This is a genomic window from Sphingomonas sp. 22R3R2A-7 (genome assembly GCF_036856055.1).
GTDB lineage: Bacteria > Pseudomonadota > Alphaproteobacteria > Sphingomonadales > Sphingomonadaceae > Sphingomonas.
Genome location: NZ_JASPFR010000001.1, coordinates 2586681 through 2609180 on the forward strand (window position 1 = coordinate 2586681; position 22500 = coordinate 2609180).

Annotated in this window: 31 protein-coding genes and 1 pseudogene; 7 read left to right on the top strand and 25 right to left on the bottom strand. The window is 70.1% G+C overall.

Translation table 11 applies throughout. From position 1 onward, the window contains the following. Positions 1-71: 71 nt before the first annotated feature. Positions 72-1913, bottom strand: a complete 1842-nt coding sequence (locus QP165_RS12295) for a hypothetical protein (protein ID WP_333995872.1) — start codon at positions 1911-1913, stop codon at positions 72-74. Positions 1914-2243: 330 nt separating this feature from the next. On the opposite strand from QP165_RS12295, the gene QP165_RS12300 reads away from it, so the two are divergent. Then, positions 2244-2717, top strand: a complete 474-nt coding sequence (locus tag QP165_RS12300) for a hypothetical protein (RefSeq protein ID WP_333995873.1) — start codon at positions 2244-2246, stop codon at positions 2715-2717. 5 nt (positions 2718-2722) lie between these two features. On the opposite strand, the gene QP165_RS12305 is transcribed toward QP165_RS12300, so the two are convergent. From QP165_RS12305 to QP165_RS12330, 6 genes are all read right to left on the bottom strand, one after another. After that, positions 2723-3112 (bottom strand): hypothetical protein, encoded by a 390-nt coding sequence (locus tag QP165_RS12305; RefSeq protein ID WP_333995874.1) that lies wholly within the window; start codon positions 3110-3112, stop codon positions 2723-2725. Between the two features lie 282 nt (positions 3113-3394). Then, positions 3395-4273, bottom strand: coding sequence for a flagellin (locus tag QP165_RS12310; protein ID WP_333995875.1), 879 nt, complete (start codon positions 4271-4273; stop codon positions 3395-3397). 149 nt (positions 4274-4422) lie between these two features. Further along, positions 4423-5130, bottom strand: a complete 708-nt coding sequence (flgH, locus tag QP165_RS12315) for a flagellar basal body L-ring protein FlgH (protein WP_333997018.1) — start codon at positions 5128-5130, stop codon at positions 4423-4425. Positions 5131-5169: 39 nt separating this feature from the next. Beyond that, positions 5170-5640, bottom strand: coding sequence for a flagellar basal body P-ring formation chaperone FlgA (gene flgA / locus QP165_RS12320; RefSeq protein WP_333995876.1), 471 nt, complete (start codon positions 5638-5640; stop codon positions 5170-5172). After that, complete coding sequence (gene flgG / locus QP165_RS12325; RefSeq protein ID WP_056019693.1) at positions 5637-6425, bottom strand: flagellar basal-body rod protein FlgG; 789 nt, start codon at positions 6423-6425, stop codon at positions 5637-5639. The genes flgA and flgG overlap by 4 nt, the downstream gene beginning before the upstream one ends. Before the next feature lie 37 nt (positions 6426-6462). After that, on the bottom strand, positions 6463-7224 hold the full coding sequence (locus QP165_RS12330; protein ID WP_333995877.1) for a flagellar hook-basal body complex protein: 762 nt from the start codon (positions 7222-7224) through the stop codon (positions 6463-6465). Positions 7225-7358: 134 nt separating this feature from the next. Between QP165_RS12330 and QP165_RS12335 the strand changes: the two genes are divergently transcribed. The 4 genes and pseudogenes from QP165_RS12335 (at position 7359) to QP165_RS12350 (ending at position 9741) form a co-directional block, all read left to right on the top strand. Then, positions 7359-7901, top strand: a complete 543-nt coding sequence (locus QP165_RS12335) for a flagellar basal body-associated FliL family protein (RefSeq protein ID WP_443019290.1) — start codon at positions 7359-7361, stop codon at positions 7899-7901. Further along, positions 7898-8918, top strand: a pseudogene (gene fliM / locus QP165_RS12340) (flagellar motor switch protein FliM). Before QP165_RS12335 ends, fliM begins: the two are co-directional and overlap by 4 nt. Next, positions 8915-9265 (top strand): DUF6468 domain-containing protein, encoded by a 351-nt coding sequence (locus QP165_RS12345; protein ID WP_056019702.1) that lies wholly within the window; start codon positions 8915-8917, stop codon positions 9263-9265. The pseudogene fliM and the gene QP165_RS12345 overlap by 4 nt, the downstream one beginning before the upstream one ends. Next, the gene (locus tag QP165_RS12350; protein WP_333995878.1) at positions 9262-9741 is read left to right on the top strand and encodes a MotE family protein; all 480 of its coding nucleotides are present in this window, start codon (positions 9262-9264) and stop codon (positions 9739-9741) included. The genes QP165_RS12345 and QP165_RS12350 overlap by 4 nt, the downstream gene beginning before the upstream one ends. A gap of 150 nt (positions 9742-9891) precedes the next feature. Here the strand turns inward: QP165_RS12350 and QP165_RS12355 are convergent, their stop codons facing one another. The 15 genes from QP165_RS12355 to motA form a co-directional block, all read right to left on the bottom strand. Further along, positions 9892-10551: a PilZ domain-containing protein gene (locus QP165_RS12355; RefSeq protein WP_333995879.1), complete on the bottom strand. Its 660-nt coding sequence runs from the start codon at positions 10549-10551 to the stop codon at positions 9892-9894. A 70-nt stretch (positions 10552-10621) separates the two neighbouring features. Continuing rightward, complete coding sequence (locus QP165_RS12360) at positions 10622-11062, bottom strand: flagellar basal body-associated FliL family protein (protein WP_333995880.1); 441 nt, start codon at positions 11060-11062, stop codon at positions 10622-10624. A gap of 10 nt (positions 11063-11072) precedes the next feature. Next, positions 11073-11903 carry a flagellar motor protein MotB gene (locus QP165_RS12365; protein WP_333995881.1) on the bottom strand — a complete coding sequence of 277 codons (831 nt, stop codon included), beginning with the start codon at positions 11901-11903 and terminating at the stop codon, positions 11073-11075. 4 nt (positions 11904-11907) lie between these two features. Continuing rightward, positions 11908-12201: a hypothetical protein gene (locus QP165_RS12370; protein WP_056019714.1), complete on the bottom strand. Its 294-nt coding sequence runs from the start codon at positions 12199-12201 to the stop codon at positions 11908-11910. Between the two features lie 35 nt (positions 12202-12236). After that, on the bottom strand, positions 12237-12803 hold the full coding sequence (locus tag QP165_RS12375; RefSeq protein ID WP_056019717.1) for a chemotaxis protein CheD: 567 nt from the start codon (positions 12801-12803) through the stop codon (positions 12237-12239). Continuing rightward, on the bottom strand, positions 12803-13192 hold the full coding sequence (locus QP165_RS12380) for a response regulator (RefSeq protein WP_056019720.1): 390 nt from the start codon (positions 13190-13192) through the stop codon (positions 12803-12805). The genes QP165_RS12375 and QP165_RS12380 overlap by 1 nt, the downstream gene beginning before the upstream one ends. Before the next feature lie 17 nt (positions 13193-13209). Then, positions 13210-14235, bottom strand: coding sequence for a protein-glutamate methylesterase/protein-glutamine glutaminase (locus QP165_RS12385; protein WP_333995882.1), 1026 nt, complete (start codon positions 14233-14235; stop codon positions 13210-13212). Continuing rightward, positions 14232-15143 (bottom strand): CheR family methyltransferase, encoded by a 912-nt coding sequence (locus tag QP165_RS12390; protein ID WP_333995883.1) that lies wholly within the window; start codon positions 15141-15143, stop codon positions 14232-14234. The genes QP165_RS12385 and QP165_RS12390 overlap by 4 nt, the downstream gene beginning before the upstream one ends. Further along, positions 15140-15631: a chemotaxis protein CheW gene (locus QP165_RS12395; protein ID WP_056019728.1), complete on the bottom strand. Its 492-nt coding sequence runs from the start codon at positions 15629-15631 to the stop codon at positions 15140-15142. The genes QP165_RS12390 and QP165_RS12395 overlap by 4 nt, the downstream gene beginning before the upstream one ends. Beyond that, the gene (locus tag QP165_RS20040; protein ID WP_443019291.1) at positions 15628-16869 is read right to left on the bottom strand and encodes a chemotaxis protein CheA; all 1242 of its coding nucleotides are present in this window, start codon (positions 16867-16869) and stop codon (positions 15628-15630) included. The genes QP165_RS12395 and QP165_RS20040 overlap by 4 nt, the downstream gene beginning before the upstream one ends. Positions 16870-17358: 489 nt before the next feature. Continuing rightward, positions 17359-17667, bottom strand: coding sequence for a hypothetical protein (locus tag QP165_RS20045; RefSeq protein ID WP_443019292.1), 309 nt, complete (start codon positions 17665-17667; stop codon positions 17359-17361). A gap of 26 nt (positions 17668-17693) precedes the next feature. Then, entirely contained in the window at positions 17694-17879 is a 186-nt protein-coding gene (locus QP165_RS20050) for a hypothetical protein (protein WP_443019293.1), read from the bottom strand. Further along, entirely contained in the window at positions 17876-18241 is a 366-nt protein-coding gene (locus QP165_RS12405) for a response regulator (protein WP_056019734.1), read from the bottom strand. The genes QP165_RS20050 and QP165_RS12405 overlap by 4 nt, the downstream gene beginning before the upstream one ends. Beyond that, positions 18238-18624, bottom strand: coding sequence for a hypothetical protein (locus QP165_RS12410; RefSeq protein WP_333995884.1), 387 nt, complete (start codon positions 18622-18624; stop codon positions 18238-18240). The genes QP165_RS12405 and QP165_RS12410 overlap by 4 nt, the downstream gene beginning before the upstream one ends. Next, positions 18605-19483 (bottom strand): flagellar motor stator protein MotA, encoded by an 879-nt coding sequence (gene motA, locus QP165_RS12415; RefSeq protein ID WP_333995885.1) that lies wholly within the window; start codon positions 19481-19483, stop codon positions 18605-18607. The genes QP165_RS12410 and motA overlap by 20 nt, the downstream gene beginning before the upstream one ends. 215 nt (positions 19484-19698) lie before the next feature. On the opposite strand from motA, the gene flaF reads away from it, so the two are divergent. Next, positions 19699-20058 carry a flagellar biosynthesis regulator FlaF gene (gene flaF, locus QP165_RS12420; RefSeq protein WP_056019741.1) on the top strand — a complete coding sequence of 120 codons (360 nt, stop codon included), beginning with the start codon at positions 19699-19701 and terminating at the stop codon, positions 20056-20058. A 63-nt stretch (positions 20059-20121) separates the two neighbouring features. On the opposite strand, the gene QP165_RS12425 is transcribed toward flaF, so the two are convergent. Genes QP165_RS12425 through QP165_RS12435 form a run of 3 tightly spaced genes read right to left on the bottom strand, consistent with a single transcriptional unit; the run spans position 20122 to position 21946 of the window. Continuing rightward, a complete protein-coding gene (locus tag QP165_RS12425; protein WP_333995886.1) occupies positions 20122-20544 on the bottom strand; it encodes a hypothetical protein in 423 nt (140 codons plus the stop codon). Next, positions 20541-20825: a rod-binding protein gene (locus QP165_RS12430; RefSeq protein WP_443019294.1), complete on the bottom strand. Its 285-nt coding sequence runs from the start codon at positions 20823-20825 to the stop codon at positions 20541-20543. The genes QP165_RS12425 and QP165_RS12430 overlap by 4 nt, the downstream gene beginning before the upstream one ends. Next, positions 20822-21946 carry a flagellar basal body P-ring protein FlgI gene (locus QP165_RS12435; RefSeq protein WP_443019370.1) on the bottom strand — a complete coding sequence of 375 codons (1125 nt, stop codon included), beginning with the start codon at positions 21944-21946 and terminating at the stop codon, positions 20822-20824. Before QP165_RS12435 ends, QP165_RS12430 begins: the two co-directional genes overlap by 4 nt. 110 nt (positions 21947-22056) lie before the next feature. Between QP165_RS12435 and QP165_RS12440 the strand changes: the two genes are divergently transcribed. Beyond that, on the top strand, positions 22057-22497 hold the full coding sequence (locus QP165_RS12440; RefSeq protein ID WP_056019750.1) for a flagellar assembly protein FliX: 441 nt from the start codon (positions 22057-22059) through the stop codon (positions 22495-22497). Positions 22498-22500 lie beyond the last annotated feature (3 nt).

The following is a 22500-nucleotide window of genomic DNA, read 5'->3' on the forward strand; positions in this document are numbered from 1 at the left end:
GACAGTCGGGGGTCAACGCCCGAAGGCGCCGGCATGATCCGCGGGCGCCGCGCGCGCGTGCGCCGCCGGTATCATCGCGCGCTTGCGGCCTGTCCCGCGGTCAGCAGGTCGGCGACCATCGCTGCCGGGCCCGCCGCGGGCAACGCCTCGATCGCGCGCCCGAGGCGATCGGGATCGACCGTCCCGACCGGCGCGGTCAGCATCGCGAAGACGGGGCCGGTCGGCAGCGTGGCGAAGGCGCGCGCATAGCGGCGGTTGAGACGCTGCAACGCGGGCTCGCGGCCGAGCATCGCGAGCGCGATCGCCTGGCGAAGGACGATGACCTGCGCCGCCTCGGTCAGCGGCCCGGCGGGCAGCATCGCTTCGCCGCTCTGGACGAGCCGCGGCCAGTCGCGCGCATGCCATTGCAGTTCGGCCCCGACCGCGCGTGAATCGCGGCTGTCGGCGAGCACCGCGAGCGCCTCGGCATGCTTGCCGAGCAGCTCGAGCGCGATCGCCTCGACCCGGCGACGATCGTCGAGGATCGTCTCGGGATAGGGCACCATGCCGGTCTCGCGCAGCACGCGGACCGCGGCGTCGGGCATGCCCGCGAGGATCCGCAACGTGGCGATCCGGACCGCGAGCGGTCCCTGCTCGACGTCGTGCTCGACGCCGCGCAACCGGTGTTCGAGCAGCTCGGCGGCGCGCGCGTACAGACCGGCCTGCTGCAGCCGGTCCGCGAGCATCCAGGCCATCCGGTCGCCCGGTGCGCCGGTCGGCACGAGATCGCGATATTCCCACAACAGACCCGCGGCGGTCGCCAGCGGGACGCGCGAGTCCGCAGCGAGCAGCCCGACGAGATGCGCCTGGACCATCGCCGACAGCGGCGCGGCATCGGCGCCGGTCTCGCAATAGCGCAGCAACGCCGCGCCCGTCGCGAGGATCGCGGGTTCGTCGTGACGGCGCAGCGCGAGCGTCAGCGTCGTGGTCAGCGCGCGACGTTCGGTCGGTCCGCCGCGCCAGCGAAACTGGAGCCCGGCCAGCTGGCGCAGCGCGGCGCCCGGCGCGAGCGAGCGGTCCGCCAGCCCGGTGTCGATCACGCCGAGCGTACCCGCGGCGCGCTGTCCGGGATCCGCGGCGTGGCTGGCGAGCGCGAACCAGCGGCGGGCTGCGGCGGGGTGTCCCGCCGCGAGTTCGGCCTCGCCGCGGAGCAGCGCCGCCTCGGGATCGGCGGCGGCAACGGGCTGAAGCCAGGCGATGACCGGGGCGGGCCTGCCCGCATCGATCGCGGCACGCGCGGCGGCGAACAGGAACGGGCGTCGCGCCGACGCCGTGCGCGCGTTGAGCGCGGGCAGGGCGCAGTGCAGCAGCGTCAGCGGCGGTGGTGCGGGCGCGGTGCCGGCCCGCGCGCTGGCGAGGCTGCGCAGCCGCCAGAGGCAGGTCTCGGTGTCGGTGTCGAGCGCGCGATCGTCGAACGCGGCGATCGCGGCGTCGCGCCGGCCGAGCAGCGTGAGCGCGATCCCGCGCGCGCGCCGCCATGCCGCCACGCGCGCGAGCGCCGGGTCGTCGGCCGCCATGACATCGAGCACGCCCAGCGCGTCGCCGCCGCGGTCGCGCGCGATCAGCGCCTGTGCATAGCGCCACCGCGTCGCCTGGCGGGTTGCCGGCGTCGCGCCCGCCAGCGCACGCCATGCCGCGGCTTCGCTCAGCGTCGGCCAGGCCGCGGGACCATGACCGAGCGGCTGGCGTGACAGCACCGCCGCGAACGGAGACGGCGCATGTCGCGGCGGTGGGGGCGGCGACGAAGCGGGCGGCGACGAAGCAGGCGGGGGCGGATGGTCGGCGCGAGCGGGTGCTGGCGCGTGTTCCGCTGCAAGGGCGGGTGCCGCGATCCCCAGCACTATTGTCGCCGCGAGCAGGGCGCGTAATCGCATCACGCGATCGCCAGCGTGACCGCGATCGCACCCGCCGCCGCTGCACCGAGAAAGAGCAGCGTGGAGATGATCGTCGCGCCGCGCGTCGTCGGCGTGCCGTCCCGTTCGGTGGGCTGTGCCGCCGCGGGTGGCGCGATCGGGCGGGCGGGGGGCTGTCGTTGCGACGGCGCGCGGCAGCGTCGCCGGCGTTGGCGACGATTTTGACCCGCGCCGGCTTCTGATCGTGGCTCATCGCGCTCCCTGTCCCTTTGCTTCGCCTATTATAGAGGGATGAAGCCGCGCGCCGTCGGGCGGCGGACGGTATTCCATCGCCGCCGGACAGGCGCGGCGATGAAGCTGGAGACTGACCCAATGCACGCGTTCGGCCTGCGTCCCTCGCCGCGATCCTTCGCCCGCTGGCTCGGTGCGCTGGCCATCGCCTTATCCTGGAGCGCGGCGGCGTCGGGATCGAAACCCGGCGGGCATTCCGGGGGCGGCGAGGGCGGCGCGGCGGCACCGCATTTCGTCGCGATGGCGCCGCTCGACGTACCGATCGTCGAAGGCGATCGCGCGGATGGCCGGCTGAAGATCACGCTGGTGCTGGAGGCGGCGGATGCGGCGGGTGCCAGCGCGCTCGAGACGCGGCTGCCCGAATGTCGCGAGGCCGCGCTGGCGGCGAGCATCGAGTTCGCGCGGTTGCGCGCGTCGCCGTCCTCGCCGGTCGATGCGCAGCGACTGGCGAACGATCTGTCGATCGCGCTGCGGCCGGTCGATCGCGCGATCGCCGCGGTGCTGCTGGTCGAGGTATCCGCGCGCCGCGCCTGACCGGATCAGCTGGCTGCGGCCCGGTTCTGCTCCATCGCGGCCTGCTCGATCGGCGCCTGCTCCATGCGGGCCTGCTCGATACGCACCTTTTCGAGACGGGACGGGCGACGGTTGCGCGGGGCAGGCCGCGACGGTGGCGTCGATCCTGCCGCCGCGCCCGACAACGGCCGCGCCGTGCGTCGACACGTGAAGTCGTGCATCGTCACGCCGTCGATCCGTGGTGGCTGGAGCAGCAGCGCGATGCAGTCGGCGATCTCGGGATCCTGTTCGCTGCCGATCGTATCGACGACGTCGTCGATCGTCATCCCGGGTGCCGCCATCGCCGCCGCCGCCGCCGCGCGCCACAGGACGCTCGGGTCGGACACGGAAAGCGACAGCGAGACGCGGTAGTCCATGGTGGCATCCTCTCCTGGCAGGCGGCCCTTGTTCCGCGCCGTCCTGCTGCAACCAGCCGGTGCGACCTTCTCCGGGGCGCTCCGAGCGTGTCGTCGGGTATCACCCGCCGACGCACTGACCAATACGCCAATCCACCGACGCTTGAAGTAAGGGAAAATCCCTAGGCGGACCGCGCCGCCTCGAAACGCGAAAAACCGGAGCAGCCCTTGCAGGCTGCCCCGGTTCCCCACGTCCCGGCCGGTGCGTCTTGGGGGACCCGGCCGGTCCGTGTGCGCCCCGGTTTACCGGAACAGCGACGTGATCGTCTGCGGCGCCTGATTGGCGATCGACAGAGCCTGCACGCCAAGCTGCTGCTTGACCTGCAGAGCCTGCAGCTTCGCCGATTCCTTTGCCAGATCCGCGTCGACAAGCTTGCCAACGCCGCTTTCGATGGCGTCCGACAGCTTGCTGGTGAACGTCATCTGAGCGTCGATCTTGCGCGATCCCGAGCCGAGATCGCTCAACTTGGTGTTGAGCGAGCTGCCGAGCGTATCCAGGGTATCGACCATCGCCTTGGCCTTTGCCGCCGTGTCGATTTCCGAATCCTGGCCGAGCACACCGGTGCCAGCACCCGCGGACGCGGTTTCCGTCGCCGGCAGGTCGATTTCCTGGTTGGCGATGGAGAGCGTATCGGGATCGTAGGTGTCGGTGCCGGTTGCCTTGTTGGTCAGCGACTGCAACGCACTCACGGTGCCGCCGCCGGTCTTGAGCAGGTTCGTACCGTTGAACTCGGACGAGTCGACGATCGTGCTGATCTGGTCGCGAAGGGCGGTGAAGTCCTTGTTGTACGCAGCGCGGCTCTCGTCGCTGATGCCATCGTCCGACGCCTGCTTGGCAAGCGTCTTCATCTGGTTGACGACGTCCGAGATCTGCTCTGCGCCTGCGACCGCAACGTCGGCCACGCTCTTCGCCCGGCTGAGCGACGAGCTGACCGCCTTCAGGCCACCCAGATCGCCGCGAAGGCCCTGGGCGATCGTGAAGGCCGCCGAATCGTCCTTGGTCGATGCGACGTTCAGGCCGCTGTTGATGCGGCTCTGCACGACGGACAGACCCTTGCTGGTCTCGTTGAGGGCCTGGAGGGCCGCCATCGCGCCAACATTGGTATTAACGGACATTCCCATGATATTCTTCCTTCTGGAATAGTCGGTCGCTTCTGCGTCCTTGAGCCGTACGTCGGCTCGCCGACGGGGCGGTCAGGTCCGACCCGCCCCTTATTCTGGGAAGGAATCCGGACACTTGGTCGCGGTGCGCGGATTATTTGCAGCGCGCATCAGAACGGGAACAACGCGTCATAGATCTGCTGGCCCCAGCGCGCCTGCTGCGCCTGTGTGAGCTGTCCGCGGCCGCCATAGCTGATCCGCGCCTCGGCGATCTGCGTGTGGCGGATGCTGTTGTCGCGGCCGATGTCCTGCGGTCGCACCATCCCCGTCACGATCAGCTCGCGCAGCTCGTAATTGACGCGGATTTCCTGTCGGCCGCGGATCATCAGGTTGCCGTTGGGCAGCACGTCGGTGACGATCGCGGACATCGTCATGCTGATCGTCTCGGACCGGCTGATATTGCCCGACCCGTTGAACTGCGACTTGGAACTCCCCGCGATCAGCGGATCGGGCTTGGCGATGCCGAGTCCGAGCGCAGCGGACAGCCCCGCATTCTCCGAGCCGCCGCGCGTCCGCGCGGTCGTGTTGCCGACCTCGGCGCGGTCGGCGACGTTGATCCGGACGGTCAGGATGTCGCCCTTGTGCGACGCGCGCTGGTCGCCGAGGAACGCGCCCGCCCCCGCCCGGAACAGCGAGGCATCGGGGGGCAGCGCCGCCATCGCGGGCGGAGGCTCGCGGCGGCGGGGCTGGCCCAGCGAGTCTTCGGTCAGTGGCGTGTCGACCGCGGTCATCTCGCTGAGCCTGGGCGCCTTGCCGATCGTTTTCAGCTGGCCGAGCGTGCCGCATCCCGACACCGCGGTCGCGCCCGCGAGGATCAGCAGCAGCGTGGACGTCTCTGGTCATCGCATTCCCCTTCGTCATTGGCCGGCGATCCGGACGCTGCCGGCACCGTCGACGACAGCATCGACGCTGTGGTTGGTCGACAGCGCGACGACGCGGACGACATCGCCCATCCCCCCTGCGGCGAGCGCGCGGCCTGCGGTGCTGATCGCGAAGCCGCGACCGCGCAGCGACAGCGTGATCGCCTCGCCGCGGTGGACGAGCCGCGGCGTGACGAGATCGCCCGCGCGCACCACGCTCCCCGCGGGCAGCGCGCGCACCGCCTCGCGTCCGCTCGCCTCGTCGGGCCCCAGCGCACCGTGCGCGGTCGCCGCGGCGCGGAGCTGCCGATCGAAATCCGCCGCGGCGAGGATATCGCCGCGCGCGACCGGGTGGAGCAGGATCGCGACCGGTATCTCGGTCGGGTCCGCGGCCAGCGCCGGCGCCCCCGCGCCGCACGCCACCGCAAGCGCCAGTAAGCGGGCGACGGCAACGCGCACGCGGCTCATCGCAGCTGGCTCGACGTGGCGAGCATCTCGTCCGCGGTCTTCACCACGCGACTGTTCATCTCGTACGCGCGCTGCGCGGTGATCAGCGCGGTGATCTCGGAGACCGGGTTCACGTTCGACGCCTCGACGAAGCCCTGCAGCGTGTCGCCGAACCCGGGTTGGCCGGGGGCCCCGATCGTCGCCTGGCCCGAAGACGCGGTCTCGAGGAAGATGTTGCCCCCCTGCGCCTCGAGCCCCGCCTCGTTGACGAACGTCGCGAGCTGCAGCTGTCCGACGGTCTGCAGCGCTGGGGTGTTCGCCAGCTTGACCTGGACCTCGCCGGTCTTCGAGATCGCGACGTCGACCGCCTCGGGCGGGATGACCATCGCGGGCTCGACGCGGAGACCGTCGGCGGTGACCAGCTCGCCCTGGTCCGACAGCTGGAACGAGCCGTCGCGCGTATAGCCGATCTGCCCCGATGGCAGCGTGACCTGGAAATAGCCGCGGCCCTGGATCGCGATGTCGTAGCGGTTGCCCGTCTGGTTCGGCGCGCCCTGTTCGGTGATGCGGTAGACGCCGCCGGTCTTCACGCCCGCGCCGATCTGGATCCCGGTCGGGACCTTGGTCTGCGAATCGCCCCCCGCCGCCGAGCCGGGCCGCGTCTCCTGCTGGTAGAGCAGGTCCTGAAACGCCGCGCGCTGGCGCTTGAACCCCGTGGTGTTCATGTTGGCGATGTTGTTCGAGATGACGTCGACGTTGGTCTGCTGGGCCAGCATCCCGGTGCTGGCGATCGAAAGCGTGCGCATGTCGCGGCCTTTCTGGTGGGGGTCTGGAAGGGGAGGGTCAGCCGAGCTTGCCGAGCCGGTCGATCGCGCGGCGGCGCATGTCCTCGATGTCCTGCGACATTTTCATGCTCGTCTGGTACGCGCGCAGGATATCGACCATCGCGGTGGTCTCGACGATCGGCTCGACGTTCGATCCCTCGATCCCGCCCGTTCTGAGCGTGGTTTCCGCGGCGCCGAGCTCGCGCCCGCCGGTCGCCGCCATCAGCCCGTCGCCGCGCGGGCTGACGCCGCGTTCGTCGTCGAACACCGTCACCGCGATCCGCCCGAGGACGCCGTCCTTGGCGGTCACCGTGCCGTCGGTGCCGATCGACAGCGTGGACAGCTGTTCGGGCGGCACCGTGATCGGCGTCCCGCCTTCGCCAAGGATCGGCAGCCCGCCGGCGGTGGTCAGTTCGCCGTCCTGGCTGATCCTGACGAACCCTGCGCGCGTATAGGCGGTGCCGCCGCCGGGCGCCGCGACCGCCAGATAGCCCGGGCCATCGATCATCAGGTCGAGCGCGCTGCCGGTCGCCTGGAAGCTGCCCGAGGCGGTGTCGTGCATCGCGCCGTAATCGAGCACGTACGAGGTCGTGCGCGCGTTCGACGGCGCCGATGGTGCGCTCGCCGCCGGGCTGTCGTCGCGCGCGACATATTCGCGGAACACCGGTCGTTCACGCCGGAATCCCGCGGTGTTCATGTTCGCGATGTTGTTCGCCGCGACGTCCAGCCGCCGCTTGAGCGCCTGTTCGTGGCTGAGCAGAACATAGGAGGAGATATCCATTCCGGCCGTTCCCGAAAAAACCGATTTCATCGGCCGCTAGGCAAAATCTGCCTGCTGCCCGTCCTATAATAGGCGGGAATGCGAGAGCCCGGTTCGCCCGGGCCCGAGAATCACCGGGGACAAGGAGACGCCGTGTGGCGGACGACACCAGTATCGAGCCGGCCGAGGGCGACGCGATCGTCGTCACCACCGCCAAGCGCCGGATCACGCGCAAGACCGCGATCATCGGCGCCGCGGCCGCGGTCCTGCTGCTCGGCGGCGGCGGCGGCGCGTACATGATGTTCGCAGGCGATGCACCGGCCGAGGCCGAGGCGCCGGCCGGCGCGCACGGTGGCGGCGGCGAGGCGGAAGCCGAGGGCGGGCACGAGGGCGGCCACGAGCCGTTCGACGTGCCGCCGATCATGGTCAACCTGCGCTCGGTCGATGGCGCCGCGCATTTCCTCAAGGTGCATGTGATGCTCGTCCCCGGCCCGAAGGCGACCGAGGAAAGCCTCAAGGCCAGGCTGCCGCTGGTGCTCGACGCGTATCAGCCGTTCCTGCGCGAGCTCCGGCCCGAGGATCTCGCCGGATCGGCCGCGGTGTTCCGTATCAAGGAGGAGCTGTTGCTGCGCGCGCGCGAGGCGCTGGGCGAAGGCCAGGTCGACGGCGTCCTCGTCCAGGACCTGATCCAGCAATGAGCGACGGTTTTGCCGATCTCGACGATTTCGCGCTGCCCGATCCGCCCGTCGCGGGACCGATGGGCGGCGCGTTCGATCAGGCGGGGATCGATGCGCTGTTCGGCGACGTCGGCCCGGCGCGCGCGCGCAGCGGGCTGAAGGCGGTCATCGAATCCGACGTCATTACCTATGAACGGCTGCCGATGCTCGAGGTGGCGTATGACCGGATGGTCCGCCAGTTCGCGACGTCGATGCGCAACCTGACCTCCGACGCGATCGACGTCAGTCTGGAGGAGGTCACCTCGATCCGCTTCGGCGATTTCATCGGGCGCGTCGCGCTGCCCGCGATGATCGGCGTGTTCCGCGTCGAGGAATGGCGCAATTACGGGCTGATCACGGTCGATCTCGAGCCTGATCTACGCGGTGGTCGACGCGCTGCTCGGCGGCAGGCGCAGCGGTGCGCGGCCGGTGATCGACGGGCGCGGCTTTACCGGAATCGAGACCGGGCTGGTCGCGCGGATGATCAATCTGGCGCTCGACGACCTCGGGGCGGCGATGCACCCGATCACGCCGGCGACGATGACGCTGGAGCGGATCGAGACCAGCCCGCGCTTCGCCTCGATCGCCGGCCCCACCAACATCTGCACGGTGGCGACGTTGCGCGTCGACATGGACGGGCGCGGCGGCTGCTTCAACGTGCTGCTGCCCTATGCGACGATCGAGCCCGTCCGCTATCTGCTCGCGCAGCGGTTCATGGGCGAGACGCTCGGGCCGGAGAATATCTGGGGCGCGCACATGGCGTCCGAGATCCGCAACACCCAGGTCGCACTCGACGTCGTGCTCGGCGAGACGTCGATGACGCTCGGCGACGTCCGCGCGCTGAAACCCGGGCAGACGATCAGGCTCGGCCGCCGGCCCGACGAACCGCTCGAGGTGCATGTCGGCGGCGTCCCGCTCGCGCGCGCGACGATCGGCCAGCGCCGCAGCAACATCGCCGTCCGGCTTGCCACCGACGTAGCCAGAGGACCTTTGACATGAGCTTCGCCACCGCCACCAACATCGTCACCATCATCCTGTGCGCTGCCGTCCTCGTGCAGAGCATGCGGATGATGCGGTCGCTGCGCGCGGTGCGCGGCGGCGCGATCGCCGAGATGGTCGCCGCGCTCGACACCGCGACCGGCGAGGCGCGATCGGTGCTGTGCGAGCTGAAGACCGCGCTCGGCGGATGCGTCGACGTCGCCCGCCCGCTCGGCGAAGCGCGCGAGATCGCCGACGAGCTCGCGGTCATGATCGGTATCGCCAACGCCTCGGCGGACCGGATCGCCGAGGTCGCCGGGGCCGCCTCGGCGGGCAGCGACACCGCCGCGCTGGACCGCGCCGCGTGATCGGTCGTCCCTCGCTGCTGGTGATGACGGCGGTCGCCGCGGGGTTGGCGACGGTTGCCAACGCGGTCGGGCTCGCGGGTGCCGACGAGGCCGGCGCGCCGGCAAAGATCACGTCGCGGCTGGGCGTCGCGATCGCCGACGACACCTCTGCACGCGACCAGGCGGCGACGCGGCGCGGCCGGACGCTCGACCTGCGCGAACAGGCGGTGCGCGCCGCGGAGATGCGTTTGAAGGCGAGCGCGGGCGCGTCGAACCCGGCGGCCGCGCCGCCCCCGGCAACGGCGACGGCGGGAACGCCCACGCCCGACCAGTTCGACGATCTCGCCCGGATCTATCAGGCGATGAAGCCCGCGGCGGCGGCGCTGGTGATGGAACAGCTCGATCTCGACGTGCAGATGCGCGTGGCGCAGCGCATGCGCGAGCGGTCGACGGCGATGATCATGGCGGCGATGACGCCCAAGGGGCCGCGGCGCTGACGATGGCGATGGCACGTCGCCAGGCCTATGCCCGCCCGCCGGCCGGCAGGCCGCAGGGGCAGCCGGGGGCGGGGACGGCGTCCTCGGGAGCGGGGCCGGGATCGGGGAGCGCGCGACCGCGCTGACGCGGGCGTCGCGAACCGGGTCCGGTCAGCCGGTTGCGGCGGCCCGGTCGGCCTGCGCGCGCTGCCACGCGACGATATCGGCGAACGAGAAGATCGTGTGGAAGGCATAGCCCGCACGATCCGCCATCGCCCAGCGCAGCGTCGCCTGGCGCGGCGGCAGCCCCGCGATCGTGATCCGGACGACCGAATCCGTCGCACCCTGCACATCGCCGATCAGGCAACACCCCGATTGCGAGAGGTTGTGGAGGCGCGCGCTCATCGTCCGCCCGTCGTGCCAGAGCGTCGCGGCAGCATCGGCAGCGATCCTCGGTGCGCGCGGCGTCAGACCGGTGCCATCGTCGCTGGGACGCAGGAAGCTCTCGACGGCGATGCTCGCGTCGAAATGAATTCCGATACGCGTCCCGTCGTTCCAGGCGACCTTGCCTTCGACCACCGCGAGATTGCGCAGCTCGATGCGGACGCGGTCGCCGCGAATCAGTCGCGCGTCGCACTCGACGTTCATGCCGTTGGCCGAGATGTTGCGCGCGCGGCATAAATGGTCGCCGGTCGCCGCGCTCAGCCGCCCGATCAGCAGGATCCGCGTCAGCCGGTCCTCGCGCGGCGCAAAGGTTCGCGCCGGTTGGGCTTCGGCCGGTATTGCTTCAGGATATGTAGGCGGATCAATAATGTAGGTTGGTATGGCCACGGGATCGGCATCGTTCCGCGGCTCCGGCGCCGGCGGATAGTGAGCCTGTTCGATCATCCCCGGGTCCCCTTCATGCCGGCTCGGCCTTGGTGATTGCGACTTTTCGCACTGCACCACGACCGAACGCGTCAACCGCCGCAGCGCCCACGACGCGCTGCAATTCCGCGATATCGGGTAGCATGCCATCGGGGCCCGCCGCCAGTGGAACACGGTAGGAGCGCATGTTTATGGCATGTCGGAGCAGCGGGAGCCGTTCGGTCACGCCCGGCGCCTCGTCGATCGCGACCTCGAGCCCGGCATCGAACCGGACATAGCCGGTAAGCCGGCGATCGCGCAGCACGAGCGGCGCCAGCATCTGATCGACGGTGACGAAGCTCGTCTCGACCACGACCGGCGCAGCGGGTTTCGCCGTCGCGGAGGGGGTGACGAACCGGCTGGTCGCGACCGCCGCGCCGCCGCCCACGCCCACGCCGGCGACGAGCAATAGCAGCGCACGCACGATCGGTTTCATAGGCCGGTCCTCAAAACCTGAAGCTCGCATCGGTCGGCAGCGACGACGCCGTCGCCTTGGCGACGATCGTGATCCGCCGGTTTTCCGGGCGATCGGGCTGAGCGGGATAGACGGGCTTGGTGTCGGCCATCGCGACCAGCTCGGCAAAGCGTCCGGCGGGAAGTCCGGCCGCGATCATCGCCGTGCGCGCCGCGATCGCGCGGTCGCCCGACAGCCGCCAGTTGCCGTCGCCGCCGCGCGCATCGGTATGACCCTCGATCGCGATCGGCGCACCGGATTTGGCGAGCCGGGTCGCGACGCGGGCGAGCAGGTCGCGGGCAAATCCGTTGAGCTCCGCGGTTCCCGGACGGAACATCGAATGCGCGGCGGTATCCATCAGGCTGATCCGCAGCCCGTCGCGGTCGCGCTCGACCTGCGTCGCGACCCGCCCGCGATCCTCCGGCGGCAGGCTGTCGATCGCGATCCGCATCTCCTGCGCGAGCACGCGGAGCGAGGCATCGGGGATCGTCGCGGTCCCGCCGCGGGCGACCACCGCGACCGTGTCGGGGGTGTCGCCGCCGCGGGCCGGGCGCGTGCCGACGCTGGCGCCGGTCCCCGCGCCGTCGGCACCCGCCGATCCGGCACCGCCGCCGCCGCTGCTCGGCGTGAAATATTCGGCAAGCCCCTTCAGCCGCGACTTGTCGGGATTGCTGATCAGCCACAACAGCATGAAGAACGCCATCATCGCGGTCACGAAATCGGCATAGGCGACCTTCCACGCGCCGCCATGATGCGCCGCCCCGCCGCGCTTGATCTTGCGGACGATGATGATCGGACGCGTGTCCGCATTGTGCGCCGCCACCGGATCAGCCCGCCTTGCCGAGCGCCGCGCGCAGCCGCGCCTGAACCGCGCCGAGCTTCACCGTCGTCACCGCATCGTGCGAGCCGACGCCCGCCGCCATCCGGTCGAGCAGCGCCGCGCTCTCGTCGGTATACTGGACGAGCAGGTCGAACGCCTGGAGCTGTTCGACATAGTTGGTCGCGAAATGGTCGTCGCAGATCAGCAGCTCGGCAAGCTGTTCGATCAGCTTGCGGACGTGGCGCAGCTCCTCGGCCAGCGCCGACTGGAGAAGTGCCGCAAGAGTGTCGGAATCGGCCATGTTCGGTTCGCAATCGTGGCTTGAAGAAAACGGGGTCAGAACAGTTCGACGTCGCCGTCGACAAGCGGCATCGGCGCCAGGATCGGTACCGGATCGGCGACGAAGCTCGATCGGGTCTTGCCCTCGTAGGGAAGGAATTCGAGCTTGCGCGCGCGACTCCCGCCAACGTCGACATGGCCGATCGCGATATTCTCGGTCTCGATGAAGCGGCGCGCGAACGCGGCGTTGCTCGACCCGATCTTGCCGAGCCCGGCGATGATGTTCGCGCCCCCGTAGATGTGCGCCCGCAGCGCGTTGCGCGACGCGCCCGCCTTCATCATCGCGTTGATCAGCAATTCCATCGCATGGATCCCGTAGCGCGACAGCTCGCCGGGACGGACGTGCTGATCCGCACCCGGTTCGCCGAGCAGGAAGTGATTCATCCCGCCGACATGCGCCGCTGCGTCGTGCAGGCACACCGCGATGCACGAGCCGAGCAGCGTCGCGATGACCGCGCCGGGCCGCGCGACCGCGACATGTTCGCCCTGGACCAGCGTGATGCGGTGCCGGGGCGCGAGCGATCCCGGCGGGCGCGGCGGCGCTTCGGAGAGGTTCCCGGGCATCAGGACAGCGGACCGAACACGCGTTCGATCTTGTCCTTGAGCGACGCCGGTGCGAACGGCTTGACCAGGTAGTTGTTGACGCCGAGCGCGGCCGCCTTCTGGACGACCTCGCGGTCCGACGATCCGGTCAGCATGATGAAGACGGTCTTGCCGATCACCGGATCGCCGCGCACCGCCTCGAGCAGCTGCAGTCCGTCCATGTCGGGCATGTTGTAGTCGGAGATGATCAGGTGGACGCGCTCGGTGCGCACCGCGGCGAGCGCCTCGGCGGCATCGCCCTTGTCGCGCACGTCGCGGAAACCGAGATCCTGCAGCGACCGGCGGATCATCGCCCGCATGCTCGCCTGATCATCGACCACCATCACTTTTATCTGGGATGCAGCAGGCATCGTTCGTGGTCCCGTTTCTACTTGCCGCACGCCGCGAGGATCGCCTCGGGCAATGCGGTCAGACTGAGTTCGCGTTCCACCGCACCGCGGGCGACCGCCGCGCGTGGCATGCCATAGACGACGCAGCTGTCCTGCGACTGGCCGAAGGTCCGGGCGCCCGCATCGCGCATCGCCCGCAGTCCCTCCGCGCCATCCGCGCCCATGCCCGTCAGGATCACGCCGATCGCCCCCGGCGCGAGACGCGCGACCGAGTGGAACAGCGTGTCGACCGCGGGGCGGTGCCCGCCGACGGGATCGCCCTTGACCAGCCTGATCGTCCGCGCCGTCGTGCCCGCAAGCTCCATGTGCATCTCGCTTCCAGGAGCAATATAGACGGTGCCGGGCACGATCGGGCGGCCGTGCGTCGCCTCGGTGACGGTCATCCGGCATTCGCGGTCGAGCCGTTCGGCAAAGCTGGCGGTGAAGGTGCCCGGCATGTGCTGGACGACGAGGATCGGCGGGCACGCGGCGGGCAACGCGCCGAGCAGCGAGAACAGCGCCTCGACGCCACCGGTCGATGCACCGATCGCGATCAACGCATCGGCGCGCGGCGTGGCGCTGACGGGCATCCGTGCGGGCCGCGCGGCGGTCCGCGCGCGCACCGACGACCGCCCCGCCGCCTTGACCGTGTCGCGCAGCAGCTGCGCGTTGCGCGCGAGGTCGGCGGGGTCCCCGGTCGGCTTGGCGATACAGTCGACCGCGCCGAGCCGGAGCGCCTCGATCGTCGTCGCGGCCCCGCGCGCGGTCAGCGTCGAGCACATCACCACCGGCATCGGCCGCAGTCGCATGATCCGCTCGAGAAACGAGAGCCCGTCCATCCCCGGCATCTCGACGTCGAGCGTCAGGACGTCGGGTTCGAGATCCTTGATCATCGCGCGCGCGCTGTTGGGTTCGGGCGCCATGCCGACGACCTCGATATCGGGATCGGCCGACAGGATCCGCGACAGCACGACGCGGATCGCGGCGCTGTCGTCGACGATCAGCGTTCGGACGCGCGCGGTCATGCCGTGCCTCCCTGCTTGACGTAGATCGTCTGCCCGCAGCTTTCCATCGTCCGCGTCGCGGGGCCGACCAGCCGCTCGGAATGGCCGATGTAGAGATGGCCGCCGGGCAACAGCATCTCGGCAAGCCGGTGCTCGAGCTCGGCCTTTGCCTGCTCGTCGAAATAGATCATCACGTTGCGACAGAAGATCGCATCGTAGCGCTGCCGCATCGGCCATGCCTCGAACAGGTTGAGCACCCGCGCGGTCACCATCTCGCGGGCTTCGGCGGCGATCTCGAACTCGCTGCCGGCGGGCCGCACCCAGGCCTTGCGATAGGCGGCGGGGATCGGCGCGACGACGCTTTCGGGATAGACGCCGCGCCGGACGCTCTCGACGACGTGCGGCGCGAGATCGGTCGCGAGCAGCTTCACGTCCGCACCGCGCAGCCAGGCCGCACTCGCGCGGTCAAGGCCGAGCAGGCACATCGCGATCGAATAGACTTCTTCGCCGCTCGAGCAGCCCGCGGACCAGATCCGGACCGGGCGAGTCCGCGCCGCGGCCTTGATCGCGGGCATCGCGACGCTGCGGAAATGCTCGAAATGGTGGTTCTCGCGGAAGAAATGCGTGTGGTTGGTCGTCAGCGCGACGACCATCGCGGCGCGCTCGGCGGGATCGCGTGCGACCAGGTGGACATAGTCGCGGAAGCTGTCGAGGCCGTGCATCCGCAGCCGCCGCGACAGCCGGCCATGCACCAGCGTCTTCTTGGCGATCACCAGATGGATCCGGGCATCGCTCTGCATGATCGCGGCGATCGCGGCGAATTCGGTATCGCCCAGCGGCGGCCCGCCGGGGAGCGCCTGATCCGCCGATCCCGCGCCGCCCGGTCCCACGCCGCCCGCGGCCGCGTCGATGGCCGCGGTCGCGGTCATGCGGCGATGTCCAGCTGGCGCGTCAGGCTGAGCGCGTCGAGATCGAGCAGCAGCACCATCAGGCTGTCGCTGCCATTGGTGCCGTCGGCGGTGCGCGTCTGCGTCTTGACCAGTCCGGCGATGACGCTGGGTTCGCCGATCTCGACATCGGGGGCAGGGCGGATGTCGCTGTCCTTGATCAGCACGATGTCGGCGACCTCGTCGACCAGGAACCCGGCCTGCTTGCCGGCGATGTTGACGACCAGGATGCACGAGCGCGCGTGGATCACGCTCGGCGACCAGCCAAGCCGCTCGGCGAGGCCGACGACGGGGACGACGGTACCGCGCAGGTTGGTGACGCCCTTGATAAAGGACGGCACGCCGGGAAGCGGGGTCGGCTCGTCCCATTCGCGGATCTCGATCAGCGACGCCATGTCGATGCCGAAGGTCTGCTCGCCGAGCGAGAAGGTGACGATCTTGCGTTCGCCGGGGGTGTCGATCGTGCTCATGCGGCCAGTCCTTTCGTGACATAGCGGTTGGGGGTCTGCGTGGCCGGGCCGACCAGCGCTTCGATATCAAGGATCAGCGCGATCGAGCCGTCGCCGAGGATGGTGGCGCCGCCCAGCCCGCGGATCGGGTGGAGATTGCGGTCGAGGCTCTTGATCACAACCTCGCGGCGATCGTCGATCGTGTCGACCAGCAGCCCGACATGGCCCGCGGTCTCCGTCTCGACGATGATGACGAGCGACTCCTCCGGCCGGCGGCTATCGTTGTCGCCGAGCCCGAAGGTCCGCGTCAGGCGCCGCACGGGGACATAGTTGCCGCGCAGCTCGATGACTTCGCCGGTCGTCGTGGTCGGCTTGACCTGGCCGCGTTCGGGCTGGACCGTCTCGACCACGTTGGCGAGCGGCAGGACGAAGCGCTGCCCCGCGAGCCGGACGATCATCCCCTCGAGGATCGCCAGCGTCAGCGGCAGGATCATCGTGAAGGTCGTGCCCTTGCCGGGCGTCGAGCTGATCTCGACGCGGCCGCCGAGCGCTTCGACGTTCGATCGCACCACGTCCATCCCGACGCCGCGGCCCGAGATGTTCGAGATCGTGTCCGCGGTCGAGAAACCGGGCGCGCAGATCAGCTGGTCGATCTCCTCGTCGGTCATCACCGCATCGGCGGCGACGACGCCCTTCTCGACCGCCTTGGCAAAGACGCGCGCGCGGTCGATCCCGCCGCCATCGTCGGCGACGCGCACCAGGATGCGCGCGCCGCGCTGTTCGGCGGACAGGCGGATCGTCCCCTCTGCGGGTTTGCCCGCGGCGAGGCGCACCGCGGCGCTCTCGATCCCGTGGTCGACCGCGTTGCGGATCATGTGCGTCAGCGGATCGCCGATCTTCTCGATCACGCCCTTGTCGATCTCGGTCGTCTCGCCCGTCGTCTCGAGCCTGATGTCCTTGCCCGTCTCGGCGGACAGGTCGCGGAGCATCCGGGGCACGCGGCTGAACGCCTGGCGGATCGGCTGCGCGCGCAGCGACATCACCGTGTCCTGGATCTCGCGCGTCAGCCGGCTGAGCTGCGGCAGCTCGACGCGTTCCTGATCCTTGGGGCTCAGCCGGTCCGCGAGGATCGAGCCCCGGATGACGAGTTCGCCGACGAGGTTGAGCAGCATGTCGAGCTTGACGAGCTCGACGCGGATGCTCTGCTGCGGGGGTTCGGCGACGCGCGCGGGCTCCGGCCTGTCCTCGACCGCCCGCACGGGTGCCGGCTTTTCGGGCGGCGGTGGCGGCGCGGCGATGACTGGCGCTGCGTTGACCGGGGGCGGCGACGTCGGCCGCGGGTGGCGCCGGCGGGGCGACGGTCCCGGTCGGTGCCGGACGTGCTGCATATTCGGGCGTGACCTCGACGATCGACCCCGGTGCGACGAAGTCGAACGAGTCGAGGATCGCCTCCTCGGCGACATGGCCGGGGATACGGATCGTCCAGCCGAAATAGCTGTGCTCGGGATCGAGATCGCGCAGCGGCGGGAGCGCGTCGAGATCGACCGCCTCGACCACGCCCTCGAGCAGTTCGAGCTCGCGGACGATCAGCAACGGCTCGCTGCCATTGGCGAGCGCGGCATCGGACGGCACGAAGCGGACGTTCCAGGCGATCGGTCCGCTTGCGGCGGGCTCGGCAAGCGCGTCGTCGAACGGGTCGTGCGCGATGGGTTCGAACCCGAACGGGTCGAGCGGTTCGAGCGCGACCGTCACCGGTTCGAAACCGAACGGATCGACGTCCCCCCCGCCGTCGGTACGGCGCTCATTGGCGTGATCGTCGGGGCGATCGTCGGGGCGATCGTCGGTGCGGGCGTCGGGGCGGGCGCGGCAGCGTGATCGGGGGCGCCACCCTGCGCGAGGATCGCGTCGAGCGCCTCGAGCACCACGGCGTCGTGCGGCAGCCCGGCAAGCCCTTGCGCGAACGCGACATGATCCGACAGCACGTCGAACGCCTGCAGCATCACGCGCGTCACCCCCGGCGACGGTGCGATCCGGCCCGCGCGCACCTCGTCGAGCACGTTTTCGAAACAGTGCGAGAAGGCGGTCAGCGCGGCATGGCCGAACGCGCCCGCGCCCCCTTGATCGAATGGACCGCGCGGAACACCGACGCGATCGTCGGCGCCGACACGTCGCCGGCATCCATCGCCGACAGGCCGGCTTCGGCGGCGGCGAGGCCCTCGGCGCATTCCTCGAAGAAGATCGCCTGGATATCGTCGAGTTCGTCGCTCATGGGCACACCCGGCGGATCGCGGTGCCGAGCTTGGCGGCGTCGAACGGCTTGGTGATCCACCCGGTCGCACCCGCCTGGCGCGCCCGCGCCTTCTTGTCCTCGGAGAATTCGGTCGACAGCACGAGGATCGGCACGCCGCGGAATTCGGGTTTCGCGCGCACCGCCTCGATCAGTTCGAAGCCGTCCATCTCGGGCATGTTGATATCGGTGATCAGCAGGTCGGGCCGGACCTCGTCCATCCGCGCGAGCCCGTGACGCCCGTCATTGGCCGCCTCGATGCTGTAGCCCTGCGCGGTCAACGACACCTTCAGCAGCATTCGCATGCTGGCCGAATCGTCGACGGTAAGGATCGTCTTGCTCACAGTGTTGCGTCCTTCTCGATAAGGCCGATCGCGCCGGCCAGCCGACAGCGGGTGACGCGGTCGACAAAGGCGGGGCTGGGATCAACGATGGCATAGGGCTGGTGCCGCGCGACCGCCTCGCGGCGCGCGGCGACCAGGATCTGCAGCGCGGCCTGGCCGATGCTGTCGACCGCGTCGGCGCGCACCTCGATCCCGCCGTCGAGGTCCGCCGCGAGCACGAGCCGGACGCGCAGATCCTCCGCGGCGACGGTGCCGCAATGCGCGGGCAGATGTACCGCGCGATCGACGAGCGAGTCGAGCGGGGGCGGCGGCGGCGGGGACGACAGCGGCGGCAAATGCGCCGGATCGGTAATGGCCACGGGCTCAGGCGGGGATGGGGTCATTTTTGGCCTCTTCGAGAGCGGTCTCGAGTTGCTGGAAGGTCGGCGCCTTGGCCGACGGGGTCATGCGACGGCCGATCTCGACCGCGACCTGCGTCGGCAGGCCCTGGGCATGGGCGACGATCGCGCTTTTCACGATCAGGAACGGCTTGCAGTCGGCATCGACCGTCTCGAGCAGCTTGGCGGCGAGCGGACCGACCAGACAATATGCGAGCAGCACGCCGAGGAACGTCCCGACCAGCGCGCCGCCGATCATCGCGCCGAGGATCTCGGTCGGCTGGTCGATCGATCCCATCGTCTTGATCACGCCCAGCACCGCGGCGACGATCCCGATCGCGGGAAGCCCGTCGGCCATCTGCTGGAGCGCGTGCTGCGGCGCGAGCTCCTCATGGTGGTGCTTCTCGATGTCGTTATCCATCGCCTCGGCGATCTGATGCGGATCCTCGAAGCTGACCGTCATCATCCGCAGGTAATCGCAGATGAATTCGACGAGGTGATGATCGGCCAGGACGCGGGGAAAGCGCGAGAAGATCGCGCTGTCGTGCGGCGCATCGAGATGCGGCTCGATCGCGGTCGGACCGCCCTTGCGGAAGGTCGACAGCAGCGTGAAGAGCAACGTCAGCAGGTCGCGATAATCGGTGTTCTTCCACCGGTCGCCCTTGAACGCGCGCAGCAGGCCCTTGCCGGCCAGCTTCACCGTCGGCATCGAGTTCGACACGAGGAACGCGCCGATCGCCGCGCCCGCGATCGCCATCATCTCGTGCGGGAGCGCGTGGAGGATGATGTCCATCTTGCCGCCCGACCAGATGAAACTGCCGAACACGCATGCGAGGATGACAAGGAGGCCGACGCCGTTAAGCATGATATGCGATCGATTCTTCCCAAGGGGCGACGTGATCTACCTTATAGAAGCGCGGCACGGCGGCCGGTCCGGCGCGCCCGGCTTTAATCCGCCGCCCCGCGATCCGCCGGGACGGCCGCGTCGGGGCGCACGTGCGCGCGACGATATGCCGGCATCGATGACCGCGGCTGGCGGTCGCGTCCTAGAATAAGGGCTTAAGTCCTCGCGGAGTCGTCATGTCGCTCAACGCCTATCACCGTACGCGCACGATCACCGAAACGCCGCGCGGAGCGGAACATCGCCTGATGCAGCAGGTCACCGGCGACCTGATGCGCGCGCGCGACGCGCGCCTGTCGGGGATATCGCTGATGCCCGCGCTGTCGCGCAATCGCGAGGTGTGGAGCGCGCTGTCGAACGCCTGTGCGGCGCGCGGCAACGCGCTGCCCGACCCGCTGCGCGCGTCGATCGTGTCGCTCGGGCTGTGGGTGGATCGCTATTCGAGCGACGTCGCGGCGGGGCGCGACGGGGTTGACGCGCTGATCGACGTGAACCGCGCGATCATCGAAGGGTTGCAGGGCAACAACGCGCCCGCCTGACGCCCCCGCCTGATGCACCTGACAAGCCTGCGCCCCGACCGGCGCGCAGGCGGTCGATCCTAGTCAGAGGCTGTTGTTGATCGCGATCGGCGTCGGCTGTTCGGCATGCGACAGCGCGCCCGTCGCGCGGTAGACCATGCTGCGCCCGCCCGACAGCCGCTTGGCCTCGTCGGTGATCGCGCCCATCAGGTCGTCGCACAATGCGATCCGCCGTTCGAGTAGCGCGGCGTTGGTCGCGAGCTTCTGCATCGTCCGTTCGAGCATCGCCGCGGTGGCGGCGCAGGCGTCGGCGTCAGGAACGGCGGCGCCGGCAGACCGGGCCGCGACGAGCCGCACCTGCGCGGCTTCGATCACGCCGACGACCCGCATCTTGGCCGCGACCAGTTCGCGCGGGACCAGGTCGAAGCCGGGCATGCCCAGGCGGGCATTCTCCTCGTCGAGGATCAGGTCGAGCGACACGAGCGCTGAATCGAGGTCGTGGGTCACGGTGCGGATCCTTCCTGAAGCGCGATGATCTGTTCGAGGACCGCGGGCGCGATGCCGATGCCGCCGGTTGCGGCGATCGCGGTGCCGAGCTTTTCCGCCAGCACGCCGCGGAACATCTCCTCGCCATGCCCGCCCGAGAATGGGCCGTCGCTCTCGACCGTCGCCATCATCATCTGCGTCATCTGGCCGAGGAACACCGCCTCGAAACTCTGCGCGGTCTTCGCCGCCTTGGGGTCCGCGACCGCGGTCGCGACGGGATGGGGTGCGACAGCCGGGATCACTGGACTGAAATCTCCGCCTGAAGCGCGCCTGCGGACTTGACCGTCTGCAGGATCGTGATGAGATCGCGCGGCGAGACGCCGAGCGTGTTGAGCCCGGCGACGAGCGACTGGAGCGACGCGCCCTGGACGATCGCGAGCGACGCGCCGCCGCCGTCGTCGACGCCGATCCGCGTGCGCGGCAGGACCGCGGTCTGTCCCTGCGACAGCGGCGCGGGTTGCGACGCGACCGGGGTCTCGCTCACCGTGATAGTCAGCCCGCCTTGCGCGATCGCGACCGGACTGATCCGCACATCGGCGCTCATCACCACCGTCCCCGACGCCTCGTTGATCACGATCCGCGCGGGCTGGTCGACGTCGACGGGCAGGTTCTCGATCTCGCCGAGCAGGTCGACGACGTCGCCGGCGAACCCGCCCGCCGCGGCAATCTCGACGGTGCCCGGATCGAGGATGTGCGCCGTCCCGGCAAAGCGGCCGTTGATGACCGCGGCGATATGACGCGCAGTCGTGAAATCGGGGTTCTTGAGCGCGAGCTTGAGGCTGGTCGCGGACCGCAGCGCATAGGGCACCTCGCGCTCGACGATCGCACCGCCCGCGATCTGCGCCGATGTCGACACGCCGCGGCTGACGCTCGCCCCCGCGCCTTGCGCCTTGAAGCCCGAGACCGCGACGGGACCCTGCGCGACCGCATAGATCGCGCCATCGAGCGCCCGCAGCGACGAGACCAGCAACGTCCCGCCCTGAAGGCTGGTGGCGTCGCCGATCGCCGACACCTGGACGTCGATCGTCGACCCCGCGCGCGCGAACGGCGGCATCGTCGCGGTCACCGACACCGCGGCGACGTTGGCGGGCTTCATCTTGGCATCGCGGACGTTGACGCCCATCCGCTCGAGCATCGCCTGGAGCGTCTCCTCGGTGAACGGCGCGTTGTTCGTGCGGTCGCCGGTGCCCGGCAGGCCGACGACGAGGCCGTAGCCGACCAGCTGGTTGGTGCGGACGTTCTGGATATCGACGATGTCCTTGACCCGCGACGCCGCCGCCGCCGGCGTGGCCACCACGGTTAGCGCCGCCCCCGCCGCTACCGCCAGCGCCGCCGCCAGCGCGGATCCGGCCGACGCGGACATGCAGCGGGGCAGCAGCAGGGTACGGAGCATGCAGGCGGACCTCGCGAAGGTTTGAACTCTTCCTGCCTTATAGGATAGGCTCGCCGGATACGGGTCGGGCGGGACATGAAATGAGGATCGACACGCTGCCAGCCTTGCTACGCGCCGCGTTGCAGGCGAATCTCGCGCTCCCCGTCGCCGGGGCGGGCACGGATGCGCGCCGTTTCGACGTGGGAGCGACGGGCGACGGCGCGGCGGAGGCGGGCGCACGACCCGTCGCGTCGATCGCGCAGCCCGCGACCTCGGTACAGATGCTGGTCGCGCTCGCGGCGATCGATCCCGCGGTCGAGCGGCGGCGCAAGCAGGCGGTCGAGGCGGAGCGCGGGCTGACCTTGCTCGACCGGCTCGACCGCGAGGTCGCGGCCGGTGCGCCGCCCGCCGAGGCGCTCGAGGCGCTTGCCGACTGGACGCGCGGTTTCACGCTGCCCGACGATCCGCAGCTGGCCGAGATCGCCCGCGCGGTCGACCTGCGCGTTCGCGTCGAGCTCGCGCGGCACGACCTGATCGCCTGACCG